Annotated in this window: 21 protein-coding genes; 15 read left to right on the top strand and 6 right to left on the bottom strand. The window is 67.7% G+C overall.

The features are described 5' to 3' along the window. Window positions 1-5 precede the first annotated feature (5 nt). Both tssJ and tagH read right to left on the bottom strand, forming a co-directional pair. Window positions 6-470 carry a type VI secretion system lipoprotein TssJ gene (tssJ, locus tag FHW81_RS19745; RefSeq protein ID WP_003083660.1) on the bottom strand — a complete coding sequence of 155 codons (465 nt, stop codon included), beginning with the start codon at window positions 468-470 and terminating at the stop codon, window positions 6-8. A 44-nt stretch (window positions 471-514) separates the two neighbouring features. After that, the gene (gene tagH / locus FHW81_RS19740) at window positions 515-2,014 is read right to left on the bottom strand and encodes a type VI secretion system-associated FHA domain protein TagH (protein WP_058132878.1); all 1,500 of its coding nucleotides are present in this window, start codon (window positions 2,012-2,014) and stop codon (window positions 515-517) included. 367 nt (window positions 2,015-2,381) lie between these two features. Between tagH and tssA the strand changes: the two genes are divergently transcribed. The 10 genes from tssA (at window position 2,382) to vgrG1a (ending at window position 15,165) form a co-directional block, all read left to right on the top strand. Then, entirely contained in the window at window positions 2,382-3,416 is a 1,035-nt protein-coding gene (gene tssA / locus FHW81_RS19735; protein ID WP_003104975.1) for a type VI secretion system protein TssA, read from the top strand. Window positions 3,417-3,504: 88 nt separating this feature from the next. Continuing rightward, window positions 3,505-4,023 (top strand): type VI secretion system contractile sheath small subunit, encoded by a 519-nt coding sequence (tssB, locus tag FHW81_RS19730; protein ID WP_003083666.1) that lies wholly within the window; start codon window positions 3,505-3,507, stop codon window positions 4,021-4,023. Between the two features lie 12 nt (window positions 4,024-4,035). Continuing rightward, a complete protein-coding gene (gene tssC, locus FHW81_RS19725; protein ID WP_003104973.1) occupies window positions 4,036-5,532 on the top strand; it encodes a type VI secretion system contractile sheath large subunit in 1,497 nt (498 codons plus the stop codon). A gap of 75 nt (window positions 5,533-5,607) precedes the next feature. After that, complete coding sequence (gene hcp / locus FHW81_RS19720) at window positions 5,608-6,096, top strand: type VI secretion system receptor/chaperone Hcp (RefSeq protein ID WP_003083670.1); 489 nt, start codon at window positions 5,608-5,610, stop codon at window positions 6,094-6,096. Between the two features lie 167 nt (window positions 6,097-6,263). Then, window positions 6,264-7,109 (top strand): type VI secretion system accessory protein TagJ, encoded by an 846-nt coding sequence (tagJ, locus tag FHW81_RS19715; RefSeq protein WP_003119488.1) that lies wholly within the window; start codon window positions 6,264-6,266, stop codon window positions 7,107-7,109. 1 nt (window position 7,110) lies between these two features. Further along, complete coding sequence (gene tssE / locus FHW81_RS19710; protein WP_003104971.1) at window positions 7,111-7,620, top strand: type VI secretion system baseplate subunit TssE; 510 nt, start codon at window positions 7,111-7,113, stop codon at window positions 7,618-7,620. Beyond that, window positions 7,617-9,476 (top strand): type VI secretion system baseplate subunit TssF, encoded by a 1,860-nt coding sequence (gene tssF / locus FHW81_RS19705; RefSeq protein WP_003083676.1) that lies wholly within the window; start codon window positions 7,617-7,619, stop codon window positions 9,474-9,476. Before tssE ends, tssF begins: the two co-directional genes overlap by 4 nt. Then, window positions 9,440-10,486 carry a type VI secretion system baseplate subunit TssG gene (gene tssG / locus FHW81_RS19700; protein WP_003104969.1) on the top strand — a complete coding sequence of 349 codons (1,047 nt, stop codon included), beginning with the start codon at window positions 9,440-9,442 and terminating at the stop codon, window positions 10,484-10,486. The genes tssF and tssG overlap by 37 nt, the downstream gene beginning before the upstream one ends. Next, on the top strand, window positions 10,479-13,187 hold the full coding sequence (gene tssH / locus FHW81_RS19695; RefSeq protein ID WP_014602339.1) for a type VI secretion system ATPase TssH: 2,709 nt from the start codon (window positions 10,479-10,481) through the stop codon (window positions 13,185-13,187). The genes tssG and tssH overlap by 8 nt, the downstream gene beginning before the upstream one ends. Before the next feature lie 46 nt (window positions 13,188-13,233). Next, the gene (gene vgrG1a, locus FHW81_RS19690; RefSeq protein WP_003142374.1) at window positions 13,234-15,165 is read left to right on the top strand and encodes a type VI secretion system spike protein VgrG1a; all 1,932 of its coding nucleotides are present in this window, start codon (window positions 13,234-13,236) and stop codon (window positions 15,163-15,165) included. Window positions 15,166-15,279: 114 nt separating this feature from the next. Here vgrG1a and FHW81_RS19685 read toward each other — a convergent pair whose 3' ends face one another. Genes FHW81_RS19685 through eagT6 form a run of 4 tightly spaced genes read right to left on the bottom strand, consistent with a single transcriptional unit; the run spans window position 15,280 to window position 17,632 of the window. Continuing rightward, window positions 15,280-15,564, bottom strand: a complete 285-nt coding sequence (locus tag FHW81_RS19685) for an immunity protein Tsi6 family protein (protein ID WP_003111794.1) — start codon at window positions 15,562-15,564, stop codon at window positions 15,280-15,282. Between the two features lie 12 nt (window positions 15,565-15,576). Beyond that, entirely contained in the window at window positions 15,577-15,810 is a 234-nt protein-coding gene (tis1, locus tag FHW81_RS19680; protein WP_003083689.1) for a T6SS immunity factor Tis1, read from the bottom strand. Then, window positions 15,800-17,182 carry a T6SS effector (p)ppApp synthetase Tas1 gene (gene tas1, locus FHW81_RS19675; RefSeq protein WP_015502132.1) on the bottom strand — a complete coding sequence of 461 codons (1,383 nt, stop codon included), beginning with the start codon at window positions 17,180-17,182 and terminating at the stop codon, window positions 15,800-15,802. The genes tis1 and tas1 overlap by 11 nt, the downstream gene beginning before the upstream one ends. 15 nt (window positions 17,183-17,197) lie before the next feature. Next, on the bottom strand, window positions 17,198-17,632 hold the full coding sequence (eagT6, locus tag FHW81_RS19670) for a type VI secretion system effector EagT6 (protein WP_003083692.1): 435 nt from the start codon (window positions 17,630-17,632) through the stop codon (window positions 17,198-17,200). A 253-nt stretch (window positions 17,633-17,885) separates the two neighbouring features. On the opposite strand from eagT6, the gene vgrG1b reads away from it, so the two are divergent. The 5 genes from vgrG1b to FHW81_RS19645 are packed head-to-tail and all read left to right on the top strand — an operon-like array spanning window position 17,886 to window position 23,699. Continuing rightward, window positions 17,886-20,111 (top strand): type VI secretion system spike protein VgrG1b, encoded by a 2,226-nt coding sequence (gene vgrG1b / locus FHW81_RS19665; protein ID WP_023081673.1) that lies wholly within the window; start codon window positions 17,886-17,888, stop codon window positions 20,109-20,111. Window positions 20,112-20,138: 27 nt separating this feature from the next. After that, complete coding sequence (locus FHW81_RS19660) at window positions 20,139-20,588, top strand: DUF6484 domain-containing protein (RefSeq protein WP_003083695.1); 450 nt, start codon at window positions 20,139-20,141, stop codon at window positions 20,586-20,588. 16 nt (window positions 20,589-20,604) lie between these two features. Beyond that, window positions 20,605-21,717 (top strand): DUF2169 family type VI secretion system accessory protein, encoded by a 1,113-nt coding sequence (locus tag FHW81_RS19655; protein ID WP_023081672.1) that lies wholly within the window; start codon window positions 20,605-20,607, stop codon window positions 21,715-21,717. Next, window positions 21,714-22,751 carry a 3-oxoacyl-ACP synthase gene (locus FHW81_RS19650; protein WP_003110648.1) on the top strand — a complete coding sequence of 346 codons (1,038 nt, stop codon included), beginning with the start codon at window positions 21,714-21,716 and terminating at the stop codon, window positions 22,749-22,751. The genes FHW81_RS19655 and FHW81_RS19650 overlap by 4 nt, the downstream gene beginning before the upstream one ends. Continuing rightward, the gene (locus FHW81_RS19645; protein WP_003123791.1) at window positions 22,752-23,699 is read left to right on the top strand and encodes a DUF4150 domain-containing protein; all 948 of its coding nucleotides are present in this window, start codon (window positions 22,752-22,754) and stop codon (window positions 23,697-23,699) included. It abuts the gene before it with no gap. The last annotated feature ends 4 nt before the right edge of the window (window positions 23,700-23,703 follow it).

Here is a 23,703-nt window from a genome sequence, read left to right as displayed (position 1 = left end):
AAGGTTCAGGGCGCGGGACGCGCGACGATGCCGATGGCCTGCGCGCCGAGCGTGATGTCGAGATGGCTGGTGCGTTGCCCCGGCACGTCGAGGACCTGGCGCCAGGTGGCGCGGTCGAGGTCGCGGTAGGCGGCGACGAAACCGAGCTGGCGGGTCTGCTCGTCGAGCGTGCGTTCGATGCGCCGTTCCTCGCCCGGACGCAGGAGGAACTCGTCCTGCTCCACCAGGTCGCCACCGAGGGTCGACTGGGCGTTGTCGGTGAGGGCGAAGTAGTCGGCGCGGCCGAACGCGGTGTCTTTCTTCAGCTCGTACAGCCGCAGGCGCAGCGGCGCCGCCTGGCCGGCGGCGGACGGGTTGAGGTTCGGTGCGGCGTGGAGCCAGATCACCACCCGGGTCGGCGGGGTTTCCGGCGGGCTGGACGAACAGGCGGCGAGCAGCAGCCCGAACAGCGCGACGATCAGTTTCTGCATGGTGTCGTCCTCATTGACGTTGTTTCTCCTGGTGTTCGTTGGCGTCAGGAACGCCGTAGTCGAGCGCTGTGTTCCTCGTAGGCGCGGCTGAATTCGCGGCCGAAAAGCTCCTGGAAGTCGTCCTCCGCCTCGCGCAGGATCTTCGCGTACAGCTCGGTGAAACTGTCCCAGTTCTGTGCCTGGCGGGCCCCCGGCAGCAGGCCGGAAAGCCCGGCCGGCTTGCCGAAGCGGGCTTCCAGCGCGGCCGGTTCGAAGCGCGCCAGCAGGTGGCGGATGGCGGCCTGCACGCCGGCCATCACCGCCAGCTGGTGCGCCTTGAGGTCTTCGAAGCTGTCGGCCACCGCGCGATCCGGCGCCATGAACGCCTGGTTGTCGCGGCGCAGCAGGAGCAGCATGGCCTCGTCGACGTTCGGCGCGAACTTCAGCGGGTTGTTCTGCACCGGCTGGATCATGGTCTGCGCCATGCGGAACTCGCCCTTCAGGCTGGCCCGCGCGCGCAGCACGTCCACCAGTCCTTCCACCAGGCCGCGATAGCTGCGGCCGATGGCTTCCATCTGCGCTTCGGCGCCGGCCGGGTCGACCTTCAACTGGGTCATGCCGGCGCCGCGCAGGAACGCTTGCAGCAGGTCGCCGCCGGCCGACGCGGCGGCGCTTGCCGGCGGCGTCGGCGCCGCCACGCTCGCTGGCTGTGGCTGTGGCTGTGGCTGTGGCTGTGGCTGTGGCTGTGGCTGTGGCTGTGGCTGTGGCTGTGGCTGTGGGGTGATCCCTGGGTCGGCGAAGGGCATCGCCAGCGGCGTCGGTTCGGCCGTCGGCAGCGGCTGGGCGACGGGCGTGGCGCTTGGCGCGGGCGTGTTGCCGAGCAGTTCGGCGAACGGGTCCCAGTCGGCCGGAATCAGCGGTGCGCCGCCAGCGGGCGGTGGCGCCGGGGTGGTCGCGGGGGGCGGCGGGATCACCGGTTCCGGCGGGCGGAAGTCGTGCTGTTCGGCCGGTACATGGTCCGGACGCGGCGCCGCGCCGGGCGGCGGCGGGGTGAGGAAGTCGAACAGGTCGGGCTTGGTGTCCAGCGGCGAGCCGCCCTGGAAATGCGCCGTCACCGCGGGGTGCGGGGTGGGCGCCGGTTCGGCGAAGGCAGGCGCCGATCCGGCGGCCTGCCGGCTCATCAGGGCGTCGAAGCTGGTGAACGGATCGGTCTGCGGATTGCCGCTGCCGGGCAGGGCGATGTCATGGCCGAGCTGGACGAGGATGTCGTATTCGCCGAGGCGGACGGTCTCGCCGTCCTGCAGCGGCTCGCTGTTGCCGCGGCGCAGGCGGTGCCCGGCATTGACCAGCAGCACGCCGTTGGTGCTGGTGTCGGTGAGGTAGTACACCCCGTCGCGGTTGAGGATGGTGCAGTGGCGGCTGGAGACCAGGCGCTCCGGGTCCGGCAGGACCCAGTCGTTGTCCGGGCCCCGACCGATGGTCAGCTGTCCCTGGTCCAGTACCTTTTCCGAACACTGACCGGGGGTCAGCTTGTGGTAGCTGGTGATGGTCAATCGCAGCGGCATTGCTACTCCTTGCATTGCCAGCGCCCGGCTCTTCCAGGCGCTCACCCCCGTGCCCGAGGGATTTCGGTTCGCATCCAGGCTGGCCCGACGGCTTTCCGGCGTTTCGTCGCCTCGGGAAGACACATCGGGTGGTACCGGATTATAAAAGACTAATCCTACGTCTTTTAAAGATTTGTCCGATCTGCGGTGTCATGCAACTAGTGGCGTTGTGCCTTCCTTGACAAGCCTTGCGGCATGCCACAAGAATTTTGCCAACCTTTCGAGTCATCCGATATTCATCAATGGCTCCTACAAGATCCGACGGAGTGGATCTTACAAGCGAAGGTGAGGGCCGCGCAGCGGCTTCGATGATAGGGAGATCGTCACCGTGCTGGATGTACCCGTTTTGCTGGCTGCCGTATCCCCGGACTCGCCCTGTGGCGACGATCTGGAGTACGACGCCGCGTTCCTCGAACTCGAACGCATCGCCCAGGGCCAACCCGAGCGCCAGATGGGCGATGCCGTGCTGCCCGCCGAACCGCCGGAGTGGCCGCGCGTACGCGCGCTGGCCAGTGAACTGTTCGGCCGTAGCAAGGACCTGCGGGTAGCCAACCTGCTGCTGCAGAGCAACGTCGCCCTCGACGGCCTGGACGGGCTCGCCGACGGCCTGCTGCTGGTCCGCGAGCTGCTCGGCCAGTACTGGGACGGCGTCTATCCGCTGCTCGACGCCGATGACGACAACGACCCCACCTTCCGTATCAACGCCCTCACCGGCCTGGTCGCCGAACCGCTGCTGCAACTGGTCTGGGCGATCCCGCTGGTGCGCTCGCGGGCGTTCGGCCCGGTCAACCTGCGCGCCGCGCTGAACGCCGCCGGGCTGCAACGCTTCGCCAGCGAGACCCTGAGTCCCGAGCAGATCGCCGGCGCCTTCGCCGATGCCGACGCCGATGCGCTGGCCGCCACCCGGCGCGCCCTGGAAGGCGCCCAGGAACATGCCCTGGCCATCGAGAGCGGCGTCGCCGAACGGGTCGGCTCGGCCCAGGGACTCGACCTCGGTCCCCTTCGTCAACTGCTGCGCCAGGCCCTCCAGGTGTTCGACCTGTACGGCCCGCAGGGCGCCGGCGAGCCCTTGGCGCCGGGCGCCGAAGCGGCCGCCGACGAGCAGGGGGGCGCCGCGCCTGTCGCAGCCGTCGCCGCGCCGGCACCGCGAGCCAGCGGCGAGATCGCCAACCGCGAAGACGTCCTGCGCCAGCTCGACCGCCTGCTCGAGTATTACGTTCGCCACGAGCCGTCGAGCCCGGTGCCGGTGCTGCTCAAGCGCGCCAAGACACTGGTGACGGCCGACTTCGCCGAAATCGTGAGGAATCTCATCCCCGATGGGATTTCCCAGTTCGAAACCCTGCGAGGCCCGGAAAGCGAGTAACGTCTAGCGGCCGTCCGGGCCAACGCTGCAAGCCGCCGGGGCGATTCCGACGGCGCTAACAACCGCCGTCGCGCGAGGGAGAAACAAGATGGGAAGCACTACCAGCAGTCAGAAGTTCATCGCCAGGAACCGGGCGCCACGCGTGCAGATCGAGTACGACGTGGAGTTGTACGGTGCCGAGAAGAAGGTCCAGCTGCCCTTCGTCATGGGCGTCATGGCCGACCTCGCCGGCAAGCCCGCCGAACCCCAGGCGGCGGTCGCCGACCGCAAGTTCCTGGAGATCGACGTGGACAACTTCGATGCCCGGCTGAAGGCGATGAAGCCGCGGGTGGCCTTCAACGTACCGAACGTGCTGACCGGCGAAGGCAACCTGAGCCTGGACATCACCTTCGAGAGCATGGACGACTTCAGCCCCGCCGCGGTGGCGCGCAAGGTCGATTCGCTGAACAAGCTGCTCGAGGCGCGTACCCAGCTGGCCAACCTGCTGACCTACATGGACGGCAAGACCGGCGCCGAGGAAATGATCATGAAGGCGATCAAGGACCCGGCCCTGCTTCAGGCCCTGGCCAGCGCGCCGAAGCCCAAAGACGACGAGCCGCAGGCGTAAGAGGATTCCAGCATGGCCGAATTGAGCACCGAGAACCTGGCCCAGGGCCAGACCACCACCGAGCAGACCAGTGAGTTCGCCAGCCTGCTGCTGCAGGAGTTCAAGCCCAAGACCGAGCGCGCCCGCGAAGCGGTGGAGACCGCCGTGCGGACCCTCGCCGAGCATGCCCTGGAGCAGACCAGCCTGATCTCCAACGACGCGATCAAGTCGATCGAGTCGATCATCGCGGCGATCGACGCCAAGCTCACCGCGCAGGTCAACCTGATCATGCACCACGCCGACTTCCAGCAACTGGAAAGCGCCTGGCGCGGCCTGCACTACCTGGTCAACAACACCGAGACCGACGAGCAACTGAAGATCCGCGTGCTGAACATCTCCAAGCCGGAGCTGCACAAGACCCTGAAGAAATTCAAGGGCACCACCTGGGACCAGAGCCCGATCTTCAAGAAGCTCTACGAAGAGGAATACGGCCAGTTCGGCGGCGAGCCCTATGGCTGCCTGGTCGGCGACTACTACTTCGACCAGTCGCCGCCGGACGTCGAGCTGCTCGGCGAGATGGCGAAGATCTCCGCCGCCATGCACGCGCCGTTCATTTCCGCCGCCTCGCCGACGGTGATGGGCATGGGTTCCTGGCAGGAACTGTCCAACCCGCGCGACCTGACCAAGATCTTCACCACCCCGGAATACGCCGGCTGGCGTTCGCTGCGCGAGTCCGAGGACTCCCGCTACATCGGCCTGACCATGCCGCGCTTCCTGGCGCGCCTGCCCTACGGGGCGAAGACCGATCCGGTGGAAGAGTTCGCCTTCGAGGAAGAAACCGACGGCGCCGACAGCAGCAAGTACGCCTGGGCCAACTCGGCCTACGCGATGGCGGTCAACATCAACCGCTCCTTCAAGCTCTACGGCTGGTGCTCGCGGATCCGCGGCGTCGAGTCCGGCGGCGAGGTGCAGGGCCTGCCGGCGCACACCTTCCCCACCGACGACGGCGGCGTGGACATGAAGTGCCCGACCGAGATCGCCATTTCCGACCGCCGCGAGGCGGAGCTGGCGAAGAACGGCTTCATGCCGCTGCTGCACAAGAAGAACACCGACTTCGCCGCCTTCATCGGCGCGCAGTCGCTGCAGAAACCCGCCGAGTACGACGATCCGGACGCCACCGCCAACGCCAACCTGGCGGCGCGCCTGCCCTACCTGTTCGCCACCTGCCGCTTCGCCCATTACCTGAAGTGCATCGTTCGCGACAAGATCGGTTCCTTCAAGGAGAAGGACGAGATGCAGCGCTGGCTGCAGGACTGGATCCTCAACTACGTCGACGGCGACCCGGCCCACTCCACCGAGACCACCAAGGCCCAGCACCCGCTGGCGGCGGCCGAAGTGGTGGTGGAGGAAGTCGAAGGCAATCCGGGTTACTACAACTCGAAGTTCTTCCTTCGCCCGCACTACCAGCTCGAGGGACTGACGGTATCGCTACGCCTGGTATCCAAGCTGCCTTCGGCCAAAGAGGCCTGAGGCATTCAACGACAGCGCCTGCCATGGTGGCGGGCGCTTGCATAGCGTAGTGGCGCGAGCCACACGGGAGGAAAGATGGCTGTTGATATGTTCATCAAGATCGGCGACGTCAAGGGTGAGTCCAAGGACAAGACTCACGCCGAGGAAATCGACGTGCTGGCATGGAGCTGGGGCATGTCCCAGTCCGGGTCGATGCACATGGGCGGTGGCGGCGGCGCCGGCAAGGTCAACGTGCAGGACCTGTCGTTCACCAAGTACATCGACAAGTCCACGCCCAACCTGATGATGGCCTGCTCCAGCGGCAAGCACTATCCGCAGGCGAAGCTGACCATCCGCAAGGCCGGCGGCGAGAACCAGGTCGAGTACCTGATCATCACCCTGAAGGAAGTCCTGGTGTCCTCGGTGAGCACCGGCGGCAGCGGTGGCGAGGATCGCCTGACCGAGAACGTGACCCTGAACTTCGCCCAGGTCCAGGTCGACTACCAGCCGCAGAAGGCGGATGGCGCGAAGGACGGCGGTCCGGTCAAGTACGGCTGGAACATCCGCCAGAACGTGCAGGCCTGATGAGCCGGCTGCCGGTCATGGCGTGGCCAGGCCATGCCGTGGCCGGTGCGAGCGCCCGCCATGCCGGGTGCCGAAGGCGCGCGCGGCGCGCCGCGGACCTCGTCCGCCCGACCTCCTGCCGGAGGTACTGAATTCCACCGGGTCGTCCGTCGCGTCCGCCGGGCGCCATGGCCGACCCTTCATTCGCATCCGGGCGCCTGGGCTCCCGGCTACAGGGAAGTATCGCGATGATCGCCGAAGAACTGTTGCGCGCCGGGCGCCTGGACGATGCCTTGAAAGCCTTGCAGGAACAGGTGCGCAGCCAGCCGTCGAACGCTACCCTGCGGATCTTCCTGTTCCAGCTGCTGGCCGTGATGGGCCAGTGGGCGCGGGCGCAGAACCAGCTCAAGGTGGTCGGCGAACTGGATGCCTCGGCGCTGCCGATGGTACAGACCTACTCCACCGCCATCGACTGCGAGGCGCTGCGCCGCGAGGTGTTCGCCGGGCGCCTGACGCCGGTGATCCTCGGCCAGCCGGCGGAATGGATCGCGCCGCTGTTGCAGGCCCTGAGCCTGGACGCCGAAGGCCATGGCGAGGCCGCCCAGGCCCTGCGCGAACAGGCCTTCGACGCCGCGCCGGCGGTGCCCGGGCGGATCGGCGAAGCGCCGTTCGCCTGGCTGGCGGATGCCGACACGCGCCTCGGCCCGGTGCTCGAGGTAATCGTCAACGGTCGCTATGCCTGGTTGCCGATGAGCAACCTGCGCAGCCTCAAGGTCGAGGCGCCGAGCGACCTGCGCGATCTGGTCTGGCTGCCGGCCGAACTGACCCTGGCCAACGGTGGCGCCACCGTCGCGCTGCTGCCGGCGCGCTACGCGGAAACCGTCGAGCACGGCGACGACGCCGCGCGCCTGGGGCGCAAGACCGAATGGCTGGACAGCGGCCTGCCGGTCGGCCAGCGGCTGTTCGTCACCGATGCCGGCGAGACCGCGCTGTTCGACCTGCGTGAACTGGACTTCGAGCCGACGGACGCCTGACATGGCCGAACTGACCCTCCAGGAGCGCCTGCAGCCGTCGCTGCTCGACCGCCTCACCGACGACGAGCCGGGCAACCTCAAGGAAGCCGCGGAGCGCCGGGTGCTGACCCTGAACCAGCTGAAGGCCTCGGTGCTGCGCGACCTGGCGTGGCTGTTCAACACCACTTCGCTGTTCGACCACGGCCCCGCCGCACGGATGCCGGCCGGCAACTCGGTGCTCAACTACGGGCTGCCGGCGCTGGCCGGGCACACCGCGTCGAGCGTCGACGTGCATGCCATCGAGGCGCTGCTCACCGAGACCATCGCCACCTTCGAGCCGCGCATCATCCGTTCTTCGTTGCGGGTGCGCGCGCAACTGCTGCCCGGCGAGATGGACCACAACGCCCTGAGCTTCGAGATCGAGGGCGACCTCTGGGCCGAACCGGCGCCGCTGCGCCTGCTGCTGACCACCAACCTGGACCTGGAGACCGGCCACGTGCGCGTCGCCCAGGGCGAGCGGAGGCGTACATGAACCCGCGCCTGCTCGAGTACTACAACCAGGAATTGCAACACATCCGCGAAAGCGCCGCGGAGTTCGCCGAGGAATTCCCGAAGATCGCCGGGCGCCTGTCGCTGTCCGGCTTCGAGTGCGCCGACCCCTACGTCGAGCGCCTGCTGGAAGGCTTCGCCTATCTCACCGCGCGGGTCCAGCTGAAGCTCGACGCGGAGTACCCGACCTTCACCCACAACCTGTTGGAAATCGCCTACCCGCACTACCTGGCGCCGACCCCGTCGATGACCGTGGTGCAGTTGCGCCCGGACCCCAACGAAGGCGCCCTGAGCAGCGGCTTCAGCGTCGAGCGCGGGGCCTCCCTGCGCGGCCAGCTCGGCCCCGATGACCAGACCGCCTGCGAATACCGCACCGCCCACCCGGTGACCCTGTGGCCGCTGGAAGTGGCCCAGGCCGACTACTTCGGCAATCCCGCCGCGGTGCTCGGCCGCCTCGCCGCCAGCGAGCCGCGGGCCAAGGCCGGCCTGCGCATCCGCCTGCGCAGCGGCGCCGGCATCCCGTTCGACAGCCTGTCGCTGGACGCCCTGCCGCTCTACCTGCACGGCGCCGACGAACAACCCTACCGCCTCTACGAACAATTGCTCGGCAACGCCTGCGCGGTGTTCGTCCGCGCCCCGGACAATGCCTGGGTCGAACGCCTGCCGACGAGCAGCCTGCGTGCGCGCGGCTTCGACGACGAGGACGCGCTGCTGCCGGTGGTGCCGCGGGCGTTCCAGGGCTACCGCCTGCTGCAGGAATACTTCGCCCTGCCGGCGCGCTTCCTGTTCGTCGAGTTCTCCGGCCTGAACCGCGCCCTGCGTCGATGCCACGGCGAGGAGCTGGAACTGGTCGTGCTGTTCGGCAAGCACGACCAGCGCCTGGAGGGCACGGTGGACGCGGAGCAACTGGTGCCGTTCTGCACCCCGGCGATCAACCTGTTCCCGCGCCGCTGCGACCGCATCCACCTGTCCGACCGGGTCAACGAGCATCACGTGATCGTCGACCGCACCCGTCCGCTGGATTTCGAGGTGCATTCGCTGCAACAGGTGAGCGGCCACGGCAGCGGTCCGGAGCAACCCTTCCAACCGTTCTACGCGGTGCGCGACCCGGCGCGCTACGGCCGCGAGCAGGCCTACTTCAGCGTGCGCCGCGAACCGCGCGTGCTGTCCAGCAAGCAGCGGCGCAAGGGCCCGCGCTCGACCTACGTCGGCAGCGAGACCTTCGTCGCCCTGGTCGACGCCAACCAGGCGCCCTATCGCCACGACCTGCGCCAGCTCGGCATCGCCGCGCTGTGCACCAACCGCGACCTGCCGCTGTTCATGCCGATCGGCGCGCACAAGAGCGACTTCACCCTGGAGGACAGCGCGCCGGTCATGCAGGTGCGCTGCCTCGCCGGACCGAGCCGGCCGCGCGCCAGCCGTGCCCACGATGCCAGCGCCTGGCGGCTGATCAGCCAGCTGTCGCTGAACTACCTGTCGCTGGCCGAGCGCGGCCAGGGCGCCGCCGCCCTGCGCGAGCTGCTGCGGCTCTACGGCGACAGCGGCGATCCGGCGCTGCAATTGCAGATCGAGGGCCTGCGCGAGGTCAGCAGCAAGCCTTGCACGCGGCGCCTGCCGATGCCCGGGCCGATCGTCTTCGGCCGTGGCCTGGAGATCACCCTGGACTTCGACGAGAACGCGTTCCGCGGCACCGGGGTGTTCCTTCTCGGCGCTGTGTTCGAGCGCTTCCTGGCACGCTACGTGTCGATCAACAGCTTTACCGAGACGGTGCTGCGCACCGGCGAACGGGGCGAGGTGATGAGATGGCAGGCGAAGCCGGGCAGCCGTCCGAACCTCTGAACCTGCTCGCCGGGATGGCGGCGGCGCCCTGGGACTATGACTTCTTCCAGGCGCTGCGGCGCATCGAGTGCGAGTCGCCGCAACTGCCGCGACTCGGTCATTCGGTGCGGCTGGCGGACGACCCGCTGCGTCTCGGGCAGAAGCCCGACTGCACCTTCGCGCCCTCGACCCTGGCCTCGGTGAGCCAGGCCGGCACCGCTGCGGTGCCGCGCCTGGACCAGTTCTTCTTCGGCCTCACCGGCCCCAACGGGCCGCTGCCGCTGCACCTCACCGAATACGCCCGGGAACGCCAGCGCAACGTCAACGACGCGACCTTCAAGCGCTTCATGGACGTCTTCCACCACCGCCTGCTGACCCTGTTCTACCGGGCCTGGGCCGAGGCGCGGCCGGAGATCAGCCACGACCGGATCGACGACGACTACTGGTCGGCGCGCCTCGCCGCGCTCTCCGGGCGCGGCATGCCGAGCCTGCGGGGGCGCGAGCCGCTGGCGGATACCGCACGCTACTACTACACCGGCCACCTCGCCGCGCAGACCCGCTACCCGGACGGCCTGCGGGTGATCCTCGCGGAGTATTTCGAGGTCCCGGTGGCGGTCGAGGAATACGTCGGCCAATGGCTGGAGCTGCCCGAGCGCAGCCGCCTCGGCGTCGACTCGACGAGCCTGGGCATGGACGTCTGCCTGGGCACCCACGTCTGGGACCGCCAGCACAAGTTCCGCCTGCGCCTGGGGCCGCTGGACCTCGATCAATACCAGCGCTTCCTGCCCGACGGCGACCACTTCGTCGAGCTGGCCGCCTGGGTCGCCGAATACCTGGGCGAGGAGCTGGACTGGGACGTCAACCTGGTCCTGCAACGCCACGAAGTACCCCCGCTGGGCCTGCAGGGCGGCGGGCGGCTCGGTTTCAACACCTGGCTGGGCGATCCCGGCCAGGACGCCAGGGATCTACTGCTGGCCCGCCAGTACGCCACTGCGCGGCCGCACGAGCACAAGGAGAAGGAACATGAGTGAGATCAGTCGCGTTGCGCTGTTCGGCAAGCTGAACAGCCTGGCCTACAAGGCCATCGAGGCCGCCACGGTATTCTGCAAGCTGCGCGGCAATCCCTATGTCGAGCTGGTGCACTGGTTCCACCAGATCCTCCAGTTGCCGGACTCGGACCTGCACCAGATCGTCCGCCAGTCCGGGATCGACCCGGCGCGCCTGGCCAAGGACCTGACCGAGGCCCTCGACCGCCTGCCGCGCGGCTCGACCTCGATCACCGACCTGTCCTCCCATGTCGAGGAAGCGGTGGAGCGCGGCTGGGTCTACGGCAGCCTGATGTTCGGCGAGAGCCAGGTGCGCACCGGCTACCTGGTGATCGGCATCCTCAAGACGCCGAGCCTGCGCCATGCCCTCACCGGGCTGTCGGCGGAATTCGCCAAGCTCAAGGTCGAGGCGCTCACCGAGCGCTTCGACGAGTACGTCGGCGCCTCGCCGGAGAACGGCCTGTCGGCCAGCGACGGCTTCAACGCCGGCGCCGCCCCGGGCGAGGCCAGCGGCGCCCTGGCGCCGAGCGCGATGGGCAAGCAGGAGGCGCTCAAGCGCTTTACCGTGGACCTCACCGAGCAGGCCCGTAGCGGCAAGCTCGACCCCATCGTCGGGCGTGACGAGGAGATCCGCCAGTTGGTGGACATCCTCATGCGCCGCCGGCAGAACAACCCGATCCTCACCGGCGAGGCCGGCGTCGGCAAGACCGCGGTGGTGGAAGGCTTCGCCCTGCGCATCGTCGCCGGCGACGTCCCGCCGGCGCTGAAGGACGTCGAACTGCGCGCCCTCGACGTCGGCCTGCTGCAGGCCGGGGCGAGCATGAAGGGCGAGTTCGAGCAGCGCCTGCGCCAGGTGATCGAAGACGTGCAGAGTTCCGAGAAGCCGATCATCCTGTTCATCGACGAAGCCCACACCCTGGTCGGCGCCGGTGGCGCGGCCGGCACCGGCGACGCCGCCAACCTGCTCAAGCCGGCCCTGGCGCGCGGCACCTTGCGCACCGTGGCGGCGACCACCTGGGCCGAGTACAAGAAGCACATCGAGAAGGACCCGGCGCTGACCCGGCGTTTCCAGGTGGTGCAGGTGGACGAGCCGTCCGAGCACAAGGCCATCCTGATGATGCGCGGCGTCGCGTCGACCATGGAGAAGCACCACCAGGTGCAGATCCTCGACGAGGCGCTGGAGGCGGCGGTCCGGCTGTCGCACCGCTACATCCCGGCGCGCCAGCTGCCGGACAAGTCGGTGAGCCTGCTGGATACCGCCTGCGCGCGCACCGCCATCAGCCTGCACGCGGTGCCGGCCGAGGTCGACGATAGCCGCCGGCGCATCGAGGCGCTGGAAACCGAGCTGGCGATCATCCGCCGCGAGAGCGCCATCGGCGTCGCCACCGCCGAACGCCAGCGCAACGCCGAGACCCTGCTGGCCGAGGAGCGCGAGCGCCTGTCCGCCCTGGAGCAGCGCTGGGCCGAGGAAAAACGCCTGGTCGACGAACTGCTGGAGACCCGCGCCCGTCTGCGTGCCGCCGCCGAAGCGGTGGACGCCGGCGGCGTGCCGCTGGGCGAAGGCGAGGCGCGTCTCGACGAGGAACAGCGCCAGGCGCTGCATGCGCGGCTGGCGGAGCTGCAGGCGCAACTGAGCGCGTTGCAGGGCGAAGAGCCGCTGATCCTGCCGACCGTGGACTACCAGGCGGTGGCCTCGGTGGTCGCCGACTGGACCGGCATCCCGGTCGGCCGCATGGCGCGCAACGAGATCGAGACCGTGCTCAACCTCGACCAGCACCTGAAGAAGCGCATCATCGGCCAGGACCACGCGCTGGAGATGATCGCCAAGCGCATCCAGACTTCCCGCGCCGGCCTCGACAACCCGAGCAAGCCGATCGGCGTGTTCATGCTCGCCGGCACCTCCGGGGTGGGCAAGACCGAGACCGCGCTGGCCTTGGCCGAGGCCATGTACGGCGGCGAGCAGAATGTCATCACCATCAACATGAGCGAGTTCCAGGAAGCCCACACCGTCTCCACCCTCAAGGGCGCCCCGCCCGGCTACATCGGCTACGGCGAGGGTGGCGTGCTGACCGAGGCGGTGCGTCGCAAGCCCTACAGCGTGGTGCTGCTGGATGAAGTGGAGAAGGCCCACCCGGATGTCCACGAGATCTTCTTCCAGGTCTTCGACAAGGGCGTGATGGAGGACGGCGAAGGCCGGGTGATCGACTTCAAGAACACCCTGATCCTGCTCACCACCAACGCCGGCACCGAGATGATCGCCAGCCTCTGCGCCGATCCGGAACTGATGCCCGAGCCGGAAGCCATCGCCAAGTCGCTGCGCGAACCGCTGCTGAAGATCTTCCCGCCGGCGCTGCTCGGCCGCCTGGTGACCATCCCCTACTACCCGCTCAGCGACGACATGCTCAAGGCCATTTCGCGCCTGCAACTGGGGCGGATCAAGAAGCGCGTGGAGGCGACCCACAAGGTGCCGTTCGAGTTCGACGAGGGCGTCGTCGACCTGATCGTCTCGCGCTGCACCGAGACCGAGAGCGGCGGCCGGATGATCGACGCGATCCTCACCAACACGCTGTTGCCGGACATGAGCCGCGAGTTCCTCACCCGCATGCTCGAAGGCAAGCCGTTGGCCGGGGTACGTATCAGTAGCCGCGACAACCAGTTCCACTACGACTTCGCCGAGGCCGAGTGACAACCGGCGACACGCAGAGCAGTAGAAGGAACCGTCGATGGGATTGATGCAACTGACCCGCCTGGTCCAGGTGGATTGCCCGCTGGGGCCGGACGTGCTGCTATTGCAGCGCATGGAGGGACGCGAGGAACTGGGACGGCTGTTCGCCTACGAGCTGCACCTGGTATCGGAAAATCCCAACCTGCCGCTGGAGCAGTTGCTCGGCAAGCCGATGAGCCTGTCGCTGGAGCTGCCCGGCGGCAGCCGGCGCTTCTTTCACGGCATCGTCGCGCGCTGTAGCCAGGTGGCCGGGCACGGCCAGTTCGCCGGCTACCAGGCCACCCTACGGCCCTGGCCGTGGCTGCTGACGCGCACCTCGGACTGCCGCATCTTCCAGAACCAGAGCGTGCCGGAGATCATCAAGCAGGTGTTCCGCGACCTCGGCTTTTCCGATTTCGAGGATGCCCTCACGCGCCCCTACCGCGAGTGGGAATACTGCGTGCAGTACCGCGAGACCAGCTTCGACTTCATCAGCCGGCTGATGGAACAGGAGGGCATCTACTACTGGTTCCGCCATGAGCAGAAGCGCCACATCCTGGTGCTCTCCGACGCCTACGGCGCGCATCGCAGCCCGGGTGGCTACGCCAGCGTGCCGTACTACCCGCCGACCCTCGGCCATCGCGAGCGCGACCACTTCTTCGACTGGCAGATGGCACGCGAGGTCCAGCCCGGTTCGCTGACCCTCAACGACTACGACTTCCAGCGCCCCGGCGCGCGCCTGGAGGTGCGTTCGAACATCGCCCGGCCGCACGCGGCGGCCGACTACCCGCTGTACGACTATCCCGGCGAATACGTGCAGAGCCAGGACGGCGAGCAGTACGCGCGCAACCGCATCGAGGCGATCCAGGCGCAGCACGAGCGCGTGCGCCTGCGCGGCGTGGTGCGCGGGATCGGCGCCGGGCACCTGTTCCGCCTGAGCGGCTATCCGCGCGATGACCAGAACCGCGAGTACCTGGTGGTCGGCGCCGAATACCGGGTGGTCCAGGAACTCTACGAAACCGGCAGCGGCGGCGCCGGCTCGCAGTTCGAGAGCGAGCTGGACTGCATCGACGCCAGCCAGTCGTTCCGTCTCCTGCCGCAGACTCCGGTACCGGTGGTGCGGGGTCCGCAGACCGCGGTGGTGGTCGGACCCAAGGGCGAGGAGATCTGGACCGACCAGTACGGCCGGGTCAAGGTGCACTTCCACTGGGATCGCCACGACCAGTCGAACGAGAACAGCTCCTGCTGGATTCGCGTGTCCCAGGCCTGGGCCGGGAAGAACTGGGGTTCGATGCAGATCCCGCGGATCGGCCAGGAAGTGATCGTCAGCTTCCTCGAAGGCGATCCGGACCGGCCGATCATCACCGGGCGGGTCTACAACGCCGAGCAGACGGTGCCCTACGAGCTGCCGGCGAACGCCACCCAGAGCGGGATGAAGAGCCGTTCGAGCAAGGGCGGCACGCCGGCCAACTTCAACGAGATCCGCATGGAGGACAAGAAGGGCGCCGAGCAGTTATACATCCACGCCGAGCGCAACCAGGACAACCTGGTCGAGAACGATGCCTCGCTGTCGGTCGGCCACGACCGCAACAAGAGCATCGGCCACGACGAGCTGGCGCGCATCGGCAACAACCGCACTCGCGCGGTGAAGCTCAACGACACCCTGTTGGTGGGCGGGGCGAAGAGCGACAGCGTCACCGGCACCTACCTGATCGAGGCCGGCGCGCAGATCCGCCTGGTCTGCGGCAAGAGCGTGGTGGAGTTCAACGCCGACGGCACCATCAATATCTCCGGCAGCGCCTTCAACCTCTACGCCAGCGGCAACGGCAACATCGACACCGGCGGCCGCCTCGACCTCAATTCCGGCGGCGCCAGCGAGGTCGACGCCAAGGGCAAGGGCGTGCAGGGCACCATCGACGGCCAGGTACAGGCGATGTTTCCGCCGCCGGCGAAGGGCTGAGGCGGCGGCATCCTGGCTGCCCGCCCTTGGGCAGGACGCCGCGGGAGCCTTGACGATTCGCGCATGTCCTCGCCAGGCAGAAGCGGCGGTCGCTCAAGACCGATGGTGTTGCGCTCAGGGTAGGTCGACCTTCAGGCCGCGGCCAGTGCGTATGCCGACGTAGAATGCGTCCTTGAGGGCCCTGGCGAGTTCCGGGTCGGTCTCCTCGAACTCTTTCCCGGCGATGCCGCCGAAGCTCAGCCGGTGCAACGCGGAACGGTCCAGGCTGCGGTCGAGCAGCACGGCTTTCAGGTACAGCAACTGCTTTTCCACGGAGAGCAGCATCCCGCATTGCGGATGCCGGGCCAGCCGCTCGGCGACCAGCGCCAGGGCGCGTTCGACATAGTTCACGGGGGACATGGCTGCGCCGCTTCAGCCCTTGGGAAAGCCCGTCTCGTACTCCTCGCGGGTGATTTCCCGGCCGAAACGCAGCGCATCGTTGAACAGGCGGTTGTCGTGCTCAACCGGCTCGGGGGATTCGGCTTCGCCGTAGAAGCGCACGTGGATCGTGCCCTGCCGATGGTCCCAGCGGTAGGTGACGTCTTCGAAGTCGTAGTCGATGTAGATATCGCGCCTGGCGAACGCTTCGCCCTTTTCAATTGCCATTGCCTTTCCTCACTGCGTCGTAGTACGCCCGGCTCTTCTCGGCGATGGCCTGGGCCTCCGGGGACTTCGGATCCAGTACCCGCCAGTCCTCATAGTACTTGTGGCCCTGCCCTCCGGGTACGCCGGCCTTGGCCGCCACCGCGTCGTAGGTGTCGTTGCCGAGGAGGATGCGAGCCATGTCCTCCGACTCCTTGGCGTAGATCATCTCCGGCGAGTTGACCTGGATCTCGCCGGGTATCCCGGCCTTGGTGTTCATCGTCGAGTTCACCCCGCTGTAGCCGAGCGGGTCGGCGTTGCCGTCGATCACCTTGACCTTGGCGCCGCGGTTGGCCAGCTCGGCGGCAACGGTGTTCACCTTGTCGCCTTCGACGATGATGGTGTTGCGGGCCAGATCCTTGATCTTGGTCGGATCGCCCTTGTAGTCGTTGTTGATCTTCTGCATGGCGCGTTCGCGCGACTTGATCGGTGCCTTGGCGACCCTGCCGCCGTGCTTCGCCGCCAGTCCGTCGGCCACCGCGTCGATCTCGGCCTTGGCTGCCGGCGCCTTGCCATAGACCTTCTCGAAGCCTTTCGGCACCTGGGTCTTCGGCGCGCCCTTGGGTGCGTTGCCGAGCCGTGCCATCTTCGGTCCGAAGCCCAGCAGCGCCATGCCGGCCACGCCCTGGAACAGGTCGCGGTAGCCGGGACCGAGGCGGTCGCCGAGGTCGCCGAGCAGGGCCATGCCGCCCATCATCAGGCCGCCGATGGCGACCACTCCAACCAGCGCCGCGACCCCGGCCATCGCCGCCAGCAGCAGGCCGCCGGCAAGGGCCGCCAGGCCCAGCGCCTCGAGGCCGGTGTGCAGCCATTCCTCCAGGTCGAGGACGAAGGCCACCCGCTCGGTGGGGCCGCCGATGAAGGTGTCCTGGCTGCCGGTCTTGATGTGCGCGCCGCAGACCATCTTGCTCTGCAGGCGCGCCGCCGGCTTGCCGTTGATGTACACGGTGGCGCTGCCTTCGGCGATCAGCACCGGGAACGGCCACAGCGGATGGTTCAGCGGCAGGCCGCTGCAGGTGGCGGAGACGTCGTCGCCGGCGCGCATCGCGTTGCGACTGTTCACGTAGACGTTGAAGCTGCCGCGTATGAGTACCCCGGTGGTCGGCTCGGGTAGCTCGAAGATGGTGGTCAGGCCCTTGACGATCTGGAACATCGACAGCCCGCCGGCGGCGATCGAGCCGGCCAGGATCACCGCGGCCAGGCCGCCGGTGGCGGCGGTGGCGGCGACCACGGCGGCGCCGATCAGGGCTCCGGCCACGGCTCCGGCGACCATCGCGGCGACACCGAAACCGTGGGCTATCTCATCGCCCAGTCGGGCGGCGGCTTGCGCATCCATGCGTCGGTACTCGGGTCAGCTAGGGGTCGGGCGCGGGACCAGGGTCTGCATCGCCTGCTTCCAGGCCGGCTCGTGGTGCGGCAGGTCAGCCGGGGTGGTGGTCAGGGTGGTGATCAGCACCGCCGGGCGGCGCTCGATGAATACCTGGCGCAGCATCAGGTCGCGGCCCTCGCGCTGCCACTGGTAGTCGAGGAGCACGGCGGCGTGGCCGTGGATGTTGATGTCCCAGCGCTTGTGCAGCTTGAAGCCGGGCAATTGCTTCTCGGCGTTTTCCAGTTGGCGGGCGACATAGTCGGCGAACGGCGCGTCGCCCTGGCTGGCGTCGCGGCTGATGACGAAACTGGCTTCGCGGGCGGGGCCGCTGGCGGGGAGCTTGAAGATGTTGATGCTCTGGTCCTGCCAGGCATCGGGAATCTCGAGATCGGCTTCGTGGAGGCGATAGAGCGTCACTGTGTTAACCCCTTCCCTAGGATTCTGAGTGAGTCATTGCTGGACAAAAGCTTTACGGAATGTTGCTCGCGAATCAAGGCTTTCCTGGCCCGAAGCGGCCTTTCGTGATGGCCTTCTGCCTGTTCGCCGTCGGTCGGGGCGCTCGTCGGAATCTGTGTCACGCATCTCCCCTTTCCACCGCATCCGCGCCTATGCTGCTTGGGTGGTGCCGCTCCAACGGCGCCAGTGATGGACGTGGATCAAGGATGATTTCATGGCACTTGCGCAACAGACCCGCCTGGTCCGGGTCGACAGTCCGCTCGGCGCGGAGGTCCTGCAATTGCAGCGAATGGAGGGTCGCGAAGAACTCGGCCGGCCGTTCGCCTACGAGCTGGAGCTGATCTCGGAGGACTCCGACCTGCAATTCGACGGGCTGCTGGGCAAGCCGACCAGCCTGGCGCTGGAGTTGCACGACGGCAGCCGACGGTTCTTCCACGGTATCGTCGCCGCCTGCAGCCAGGGCTCCGGCAACGGCCAGTTCGCCAGCTACCAGGTCACCCTGCGCCCCTGGCTGTGGCTGCTGACGCGCACCTCCGACTGCCGCATCTTCCAGAACCAGAAGGTCCCGGACATCATCAAGCAGGTGTTCCGCGACCTCGGCTTCTCCGACTTCGAGGACGCCCTGAGCCGCTCCTACCGCGAGTGGGAATACTGCGTGCAGTACCGCGAGACCAGTTTCGACTTCGTCAGCCGGCTGATGGAGCAGGAAGGCATCTACTACTGGTTCCGCCACGAGCGGAATCGGCACATCCTGGTGCTCTCCGACGCCTATGGCGCGCACCAGAGCCCGCCGAACTACGCCAGCGTGCCCTACTACCCGCCGACCCTGGAGCAGCGCGAGCGCGACCATTTCTACGACTGGCACATGGCGCGCGAGGTGCAGTCCGGCTCGCTGAGCCTCAACGACTACGACTTCCAGCGTCCCGGCGCGCGCCTGGAGGTGCGTTCGAACATCGCCCGCTCGCACGCGGCGGCCGACTACCCGCTGTACGACTACCCCGGCGAATACGTGCAGAGCCAGGACGGCGAGCAGTACGCGCGGACCCGTATCGAAGCCTTGCAGGCGCGCTACGAACGGGTGCGCCTGCGCGGCCGCGCCCGCGGCCTCGGTTCGGGCCACCTGTTCAAGCTCAGCGGCTACCCGCGCGAGGACCAGAACCGCGAGTACCTGGTGGTCGGCGCCGAGTACCGGGTGGTCCAGGAACTCTACGAGACCGGCGGCGGCGGGGTGGGCGCGCAGTTCGAAAGCGAGCTGGACTGCATCGATGCCGGCCAGGCCTACCGCCCCTTGCCGACCACTCCGCTGCCGATCGTCCGTGGCCCGCAGACTGCGGTGGTGGTCGGGCCCAAGGGCGAGGAGATCTGGACCGACCAATACGGCCGGGTCAAGGTGCATTTCCACTGGGATCGCCACGACCAGTCGAACGAGAACAGCTCCTGCTGGATGCGCGTCTCGCAGGCCTGGGCGGGGAAGAACTGGGGCTCGATCCAGATCCCGCGGATCGGCCAGGAAGTGATCGTCAGCTTCCTCGAAGGCGACCCGGACCGTCCGATCATCACCGGGCGGGTCTACAACGCCGAGCAGACGGTGCCCTACGAGCTGCCGGCGAACGCTACCCAGAGCGGCACCAAGAGCCGTTCGAGCAAGGGCGGCACGCCGGCCAACTTCAACGAGATCCGCATGGAGGACAAGAAGGGCGCCGAGCAGTTGTTCATCCATGCCGAGAAGAACCAGGACATCGAGGTCGAGAACGACGAGAGCCACTGGGTCGGCCACGACCGGACCAAGACCATCGACCACGACGAGACGGTGCATGTGAAGCACGATCGCACCGAGACCGTGGACAACAACGAGACCATAACCATCGGCGTCGACCGCACCGAGAAGGTCGGCAACAACGAGAAGATCAGTATCGGCGCGAACCGCACCGAGGACGTCGGCAGCAACGAGACCATCAGCATCGGCGTTGACCGCACCGAGAAGGTCGGCAGCAACGAGAAGATCAGCATCGGTGCCAATCGCACCGAGGACGTCGGCAACGACGAGACCATCAGCATCGGCGCGAACCGTAGCGAGTCGGTGGGCAACAACGAGACGATCAGCATCGGCGCCGACCGCAGCGAGTCGGTGGGCGCCAACGAGACCATCGACATAGGCGGCAACCAGAGCACCAGCATCGGCAAGAACGAGTCGCGCAGCGTCGGCCAGGGCCGCGATACCTCGGTGGGCAAGGACGATAGCCTGGACGTGGGCAAGAGCTTCACGCTCAACGCCGGCGACTCGATCACCCTGGTCACCGGTGCCGCCAGCATCCGCATGAAGAAGGACGGCAGCATCGTCATCAGCGGCAAGAACATCACCATCGACGGATCCGGGGCGATCAACGTCAAGGCCGACAAGAACGTGGTGGTGAAGGGACGCAAGATCCTCCAGAACTGAAGCGGCGCAGAGCCAGGGAGTCAGCGCATGAGTGTCGAGATCCATCTACCTGGGGCCACGACGGCCCTTCCCGCGCGCCTGGACGGCGTGGTCATCGGCGTCCTCCTCGACGTGCCGGACGCCGCCGCTCCGGTGGTCGCCTATCCCGGTTGCCCGAGCGAGCACGGCCTGGCGGCGGCCACCACCACCCAGCTCAGTCGCGCCGATATCGGCGCCCAGGTGGCTTTGCTGTTCGTCGCCGGCGACCCGCGCCAGCCACTGGTGATCGGGCGTATCCAGCGCCTGCCGCAGGAAGCGTCCGCCCGGCTGGACGGCGAACGCCTGGAGTTCAGCGCCGAACGCGAGATCGTCCTGCGCTGCGGCAAGGCCAGCATCACCCTGACCCGCGCCGGCAAGGTGATCATCCGTGGCGCCTATCTTTCCAGCCGCTCCACCGGGGTCAACCGGATCAAGGGCGGTTCGGTGCAGATCAACTGAGCGCGGCGGGCCCGACATGGAACTGTTGAACGCCACCCCGCTGGCCGCCGCCTACAACCAGGGGCTCGACGCCGAAGGCCGGGAGTCGCTGGTGGTGATCGCCAAGGGCAGTTTCGACCTGCCGCTGGACGGTCGCGAGGCGCGCCTGCTGGACGAGCAGCAGACGCTGCTGATGGTCGATGAATTCTATGGCGAGCCGGGGCTTTCCGCGCCGCGCCGGGAGTGCGAGTTCGTTCCCTTCAAGCCGTTCTGCGATGTGCTGGTGCTGGGCAGCGCCCGGGCGCCCGGCGGGCGGCCGGTACAGCAGTTGACCGCGGGCATCCGCGTCGGCCGGGTGAGCAAGGCGCTGACGGTGCATGGGCCGCGCCAGTGGGAACCGGGATTGCTCGGTGCCGGCGCGGGCGTCGCGCAGCCGTTCCAGCGCCAGGATATTTCCTACGCCAGTGCCTTCGGCGGCAGCCATGCCTCGCCGGACAACCCCGGTTTCATGGATTGCTACATGGCCAATCCGGCCGGATGTGGCTGGTTTCCGCGCAGCGCCGACACCGCCGAGATCGTCGGCACGCCGATGCCGGCCACGGAAAAGCTCGGCGAGCCGGTGGACAGCCCCCACGGCCGCTTCACGCCGATGGCGCTCGGCCCGCTCGGTCGCCACTGGCAGGCCCGGGTCGGCTTCGCCGGCCGCTACGACGACGCCTGGCTGGCCGAGCGCTTCCCGTTCCTGCCCGCCGACTTCGACGAGCGTTACTTCCAGTCCGCGCCGGCCGACCAGTGGACCGACCATCTGCGCGGCGGCGAGGAGGTCCTGCTGCTCAACCTCACCGGCGAGGAGCGCGCGGCCTTCCGCGTGCCGCGCAGGGAGGTGCCGGTGACCTTCTTCCTGAAAAAGGGTGGCCACGAAACCGCGCAGGCGCGGATCGATACCCTGCTGGTGGACTGCGACGCCCGTCGCGTGGAAGTCACCTGGCGTATCCGCCGGCCGTTGAAGCGCAACCTGTTCGAGATCGCCCAGGTGCTGGTCGGCAGCAAGTCCGCCGCCTGGTGGCGCGCCCGCGAGCTGGGCAAGGACTACTACCCCTCGCTTGCCGCACTGGTACGCAGCCGCCAGGCCGAGGAGGACGAGGCATGAGCCAGGCCCTGAGCATCGTCGCCTCCGGCATGGTCAGTGCGGTCGGCCTCAGCGCGCCGGCCAGCTGCGCGGCGATCCGCTGCGCCCTGGACAACTTCCAGGAAACCCGTTTCATCGACCAGGGCGGCGAATGGTTGGTCGGCGCTCCGGTGATGCTGCCCGAGCCGTCCTCCGGCTACGCGCAATTGGTGGGGATGGCTGCCATGGCCATCGCCGAATGTGTGGCCGGGTTGCCCGCCGAGGACATTCGCGAAATGCCGTTGCTGCTTGGCGTTGCCGAAGTCGACCGGCCCGGACGACTGGCGGGGTTGGAGCAGCCTTTGCTACAGGCCATCGAAGAGCGCCTGGGTTACCGCTTCCATGAACGTTCCTGCGTCATCCCGCGCGGTCGGGTGAGCGCCGCGGTGGCGCTCCTCAACGCGCGCAAGCTCATCGAACAGGGGTGTTCGAAGGTGCTGATCGCCGGAGTCGATTCCTACCTGACCGCGGCGACGCTGGCGGCCTACCAGGAACGCGACCGGCTGCTGGGCAGCCACTGCCAGGATGGCTTCATCCCCGGCGAAGGCGCGGCGGCGGTACTGGTGACGGCCGCGTGCGCCAGCGAGGAACCGCAATTGCTGTGCCTGGGGCTGGGGTTCGGGGTGGAGAAGGCTACCGTCGAAAGCGAGGGCCTGCCGCTGCGGGCGGACGGCCTCACCCAGGCGGTGAAAGCGGCGTTCGCGGACTGCGGGTTCGGTTACGAACTTGTCGACTATCGCCTGGCAGACCTCCCCGGCGAGCAGTATTACTTCAAGGAGGCCGCGCTGGCCTTGAGTCGAACCCTGCGGGTGCGCAAGGAGCGCGTCGAACTCTGGAGCCCTGCGGATTGCATCGGCGAGTGCGGAGCGATGACAGGCCCCGCGCTGCTGTGCATCGCCCTTGCCGCCTCACGCAAGGGGTATGCACACGGCCCGCAGGTACTCTGTCATTCGGGCAACGATGCTGGCGAACGGGCCGCGGTGGTGCTTGGCTACCAGCGAGTGAGGGCGAACTAGATGGCCAACGAGGTCTATGCCAACGGCCGCGAGCTCTCCTGCAAGTCGGCCTCGGGGAAATCGATAGCGTCGTTCCCCGACGTCTGCTTCACGCCGCCTCAGGCACCGCCGACGCCGTTGGGCGTGCCGGTCCCCTACCCTAATACCGGCATGTCGAAGGACACCACCCGAGGTAGCCGGACCGTAAGGATCACCCGCAAGGAAGTGATGCTCAAGAACAAGAGCCACTTCAAGAAGAGCTACGGCGACGAGGCTGGGCGTGCGCCGAAGAAAGGCATCATCACCAGTACCAATACCGGCAAGGTCTATTTCACTTCATGGTCGATGGACGTGAAGATCGAAGGCCTGAACGTCGTCCGCCATCTCGACCTGACCACCCACAACCACAACCCCTCTCCCGGCAATACCGCGACCTGGCCGCACACCTCGAAGATGAAGGCGGCCTTCAAGCCGGGCGGCAAGTGTGCCGGCATGGAGCACCTGCGCCTGCAGCCCTACAGCAAGGCGTGCCCTAGCACGGCGGGCGGGGGCGCACAGACCGGCCACCACCTGATTCCTGGTCGCTGTATGCGCGGCAAGGCCGGCTACAGCCACTCCAAGGCCCCGGTGATCTGTGTGTCGCGCGGCAACCAGCACCAGGGCTCGCACAAGCGTTGTCACGCGAAGTTCGATCCGGTCGAACTGGACCACTTCGACAAAGGCAAGCCGTTCAAGTACGAAACCGCGCGCAACACCGCGGCTGCTTCGGCAGGGGGAGCGTTGAGCCCGCCGCGCGAGCTGACGAAAAAAGAAAAGGAGTGCGTCGCCTTCCAGCTCGACCAGTACTACAAGGCCAAGCCCAAGAAGGGGCCGGGCTGCACCACCGCCACGAACCTCCGCGCCTCGGGCGCGGCGGGAAAAGTCATACCACCCGCGCGTTCCGCGCCGGCACCTGCGGGACGTCCATAGGAAC

It is taken from the genome of Pseudomonas sp. RC10-4-2, from assembly GCF_050433085.1.
Lineage (GTDB): Bacteria > Pseudomonadota > Gammaproteobacteria > Pseudomonadales > Pseudomonadaceae > Pseudomonas > Pseudomonas aeruginosa.
This window is presented reverse-complemented; position numbering and strand designations above follow the sequence as displayed.

What these genes read in the sequence shown, in the direction of transcription:
- FHW81_RS19655 (WP_023081672.1), top strand. Translation starts at nt 20,605, where the DNA reads ATGGAACTGTTGAACGCCACCCCGCTGGCCGCCGCCTACAACCAGGGG.
- vgrG1b (WP_023081673.1), top strand. Translation starts at nt 17,886, where the DNA reads ATGGCACTTGCGCAACAGACCCGCCTGGTCCGGGTCGACAGTCCGCTC.
- FHW81_RS19685 (WP_003111794.1), bottom strand. Translation starts at nt 15,564, where the DNA reads ATGTCCCCCGTGAACTATGTCGAACGCGCCCTGGCGCTGGTCGCCGAG.
- tagH (WP_058132878.1), bottom strand. Translation starts at nt 2,014, where the DNA reads ATGCCGCTGCGATTGACCATCACCAGCTACCACAAGCTGACCCCCGGT.
- tis1 (WP_003083689.1), bottom strand. Translation starts at nt 15,810, where the DNA reads ATGGCAATTGAAAAGGGCGAAGCGTTCGCCAGGCGCGATATCTACATC.
- vgrG1a (WP_003142374.1), top strand. Translation starts at nt 13,234, where the DNA reads ATGCAACTGACCCGCCTGGTCCAGGTGGATTGCCCGCTGGGGCCGGAC.
- tssH (WP_014602339.1), top strand. Translation starts at nt 10,479, where the DNA reads ATGAGTGAGATCAGTCGCGTTGCGCTGTTCGGCAAGCTGAACAGCCTG.
- tssG (WP_003104969.1), top strand. Translation starts at nt 9,440, where the DNA reads ATGGCAGGCGAAGCCGGGCAGCCGTCCGAACCTCTGAACCTGCTCGCC.
- tssB (WP_003083666.1), top strand. Translation starts at nt 3,505, where the DNA reads ATGGGAAGCACTACCAGCAGTCAGAAGTTCATCGCCAGGAACCGGGCG.
- tagJ (WP_003119488.1), top strand. Translation starts at nt 6,264, where the DNA reads ATGGCCGACCCTTCATTCGCATCCGGGCGCCTGGGCTCCCGGCTACAG.
- hcp (WP_003083670.1), top strand. Translation starts at nt 5,608, where the DNA reads ATGGCTGTTGATATGTTCATCAAGATCGGCGACGTCAAGGGTGAGTCC.
- tssJ (WP_003083660.1), bottom strand. Translation starts at nt 470, where the DNA reads ATGCAGAAACTGATCGTCGCGCTGTTCGGGCTGCTGCTCGCCGCCTGT.
- FHW81_RS19650 (WP_003110648.1), top strand. Translation starts at nt 21,714, where the DNA reads ATGAGCCAGGCCCTGAGCATCGTCGCCTCCGGCATGGTCAGTGCGGTC.
- tssE (WP_003104971.1), top strand. Translation starts at nt 7,111, where the DNA reads ATGGCCGAACTGACCCTCCAGGAGCGCCTGCAGCCGTCGCTGCTCGAC.
- tssC (WP_003104973.1), top strand. Translation starts at nt 4,036, where the DNA reads ATGGCCGAATTGAGCACCGAGAACCTGGCCCAGGGCCAGACCACCACC.
- tssF (WP_003083676.1), top strand. Translation starts at nt 7,617, where the DNA reads ATGAACCCGCGCCTGCTCGAGTACTACAACCAGGAATTGCAACACATC.
- FHW81_RS19660 (WP_003083695.1), top strand. Translation starts at nt 20,139, where the DNA reads ATGAGTGTCGAGATCCATCTACCTGGGGCCACGACGGCCCTTCCCGCG.
- tas1 (WP_015502132.1), bottom strand. Translation starts at nt 17,182, where the DNA reads ATGGATGCGCAAGCCGCCGCCCGACTGGGCGATGAGATAGCCCACGGT.
- FHW81_RS19645 (WP_003123791.1), top strand. Translation starts at nt 22,752, where the DNA reads ATGGCCAACGAGGTCTATGCCAACGGCCGCGAGCTCTCCTGCAAGTCG.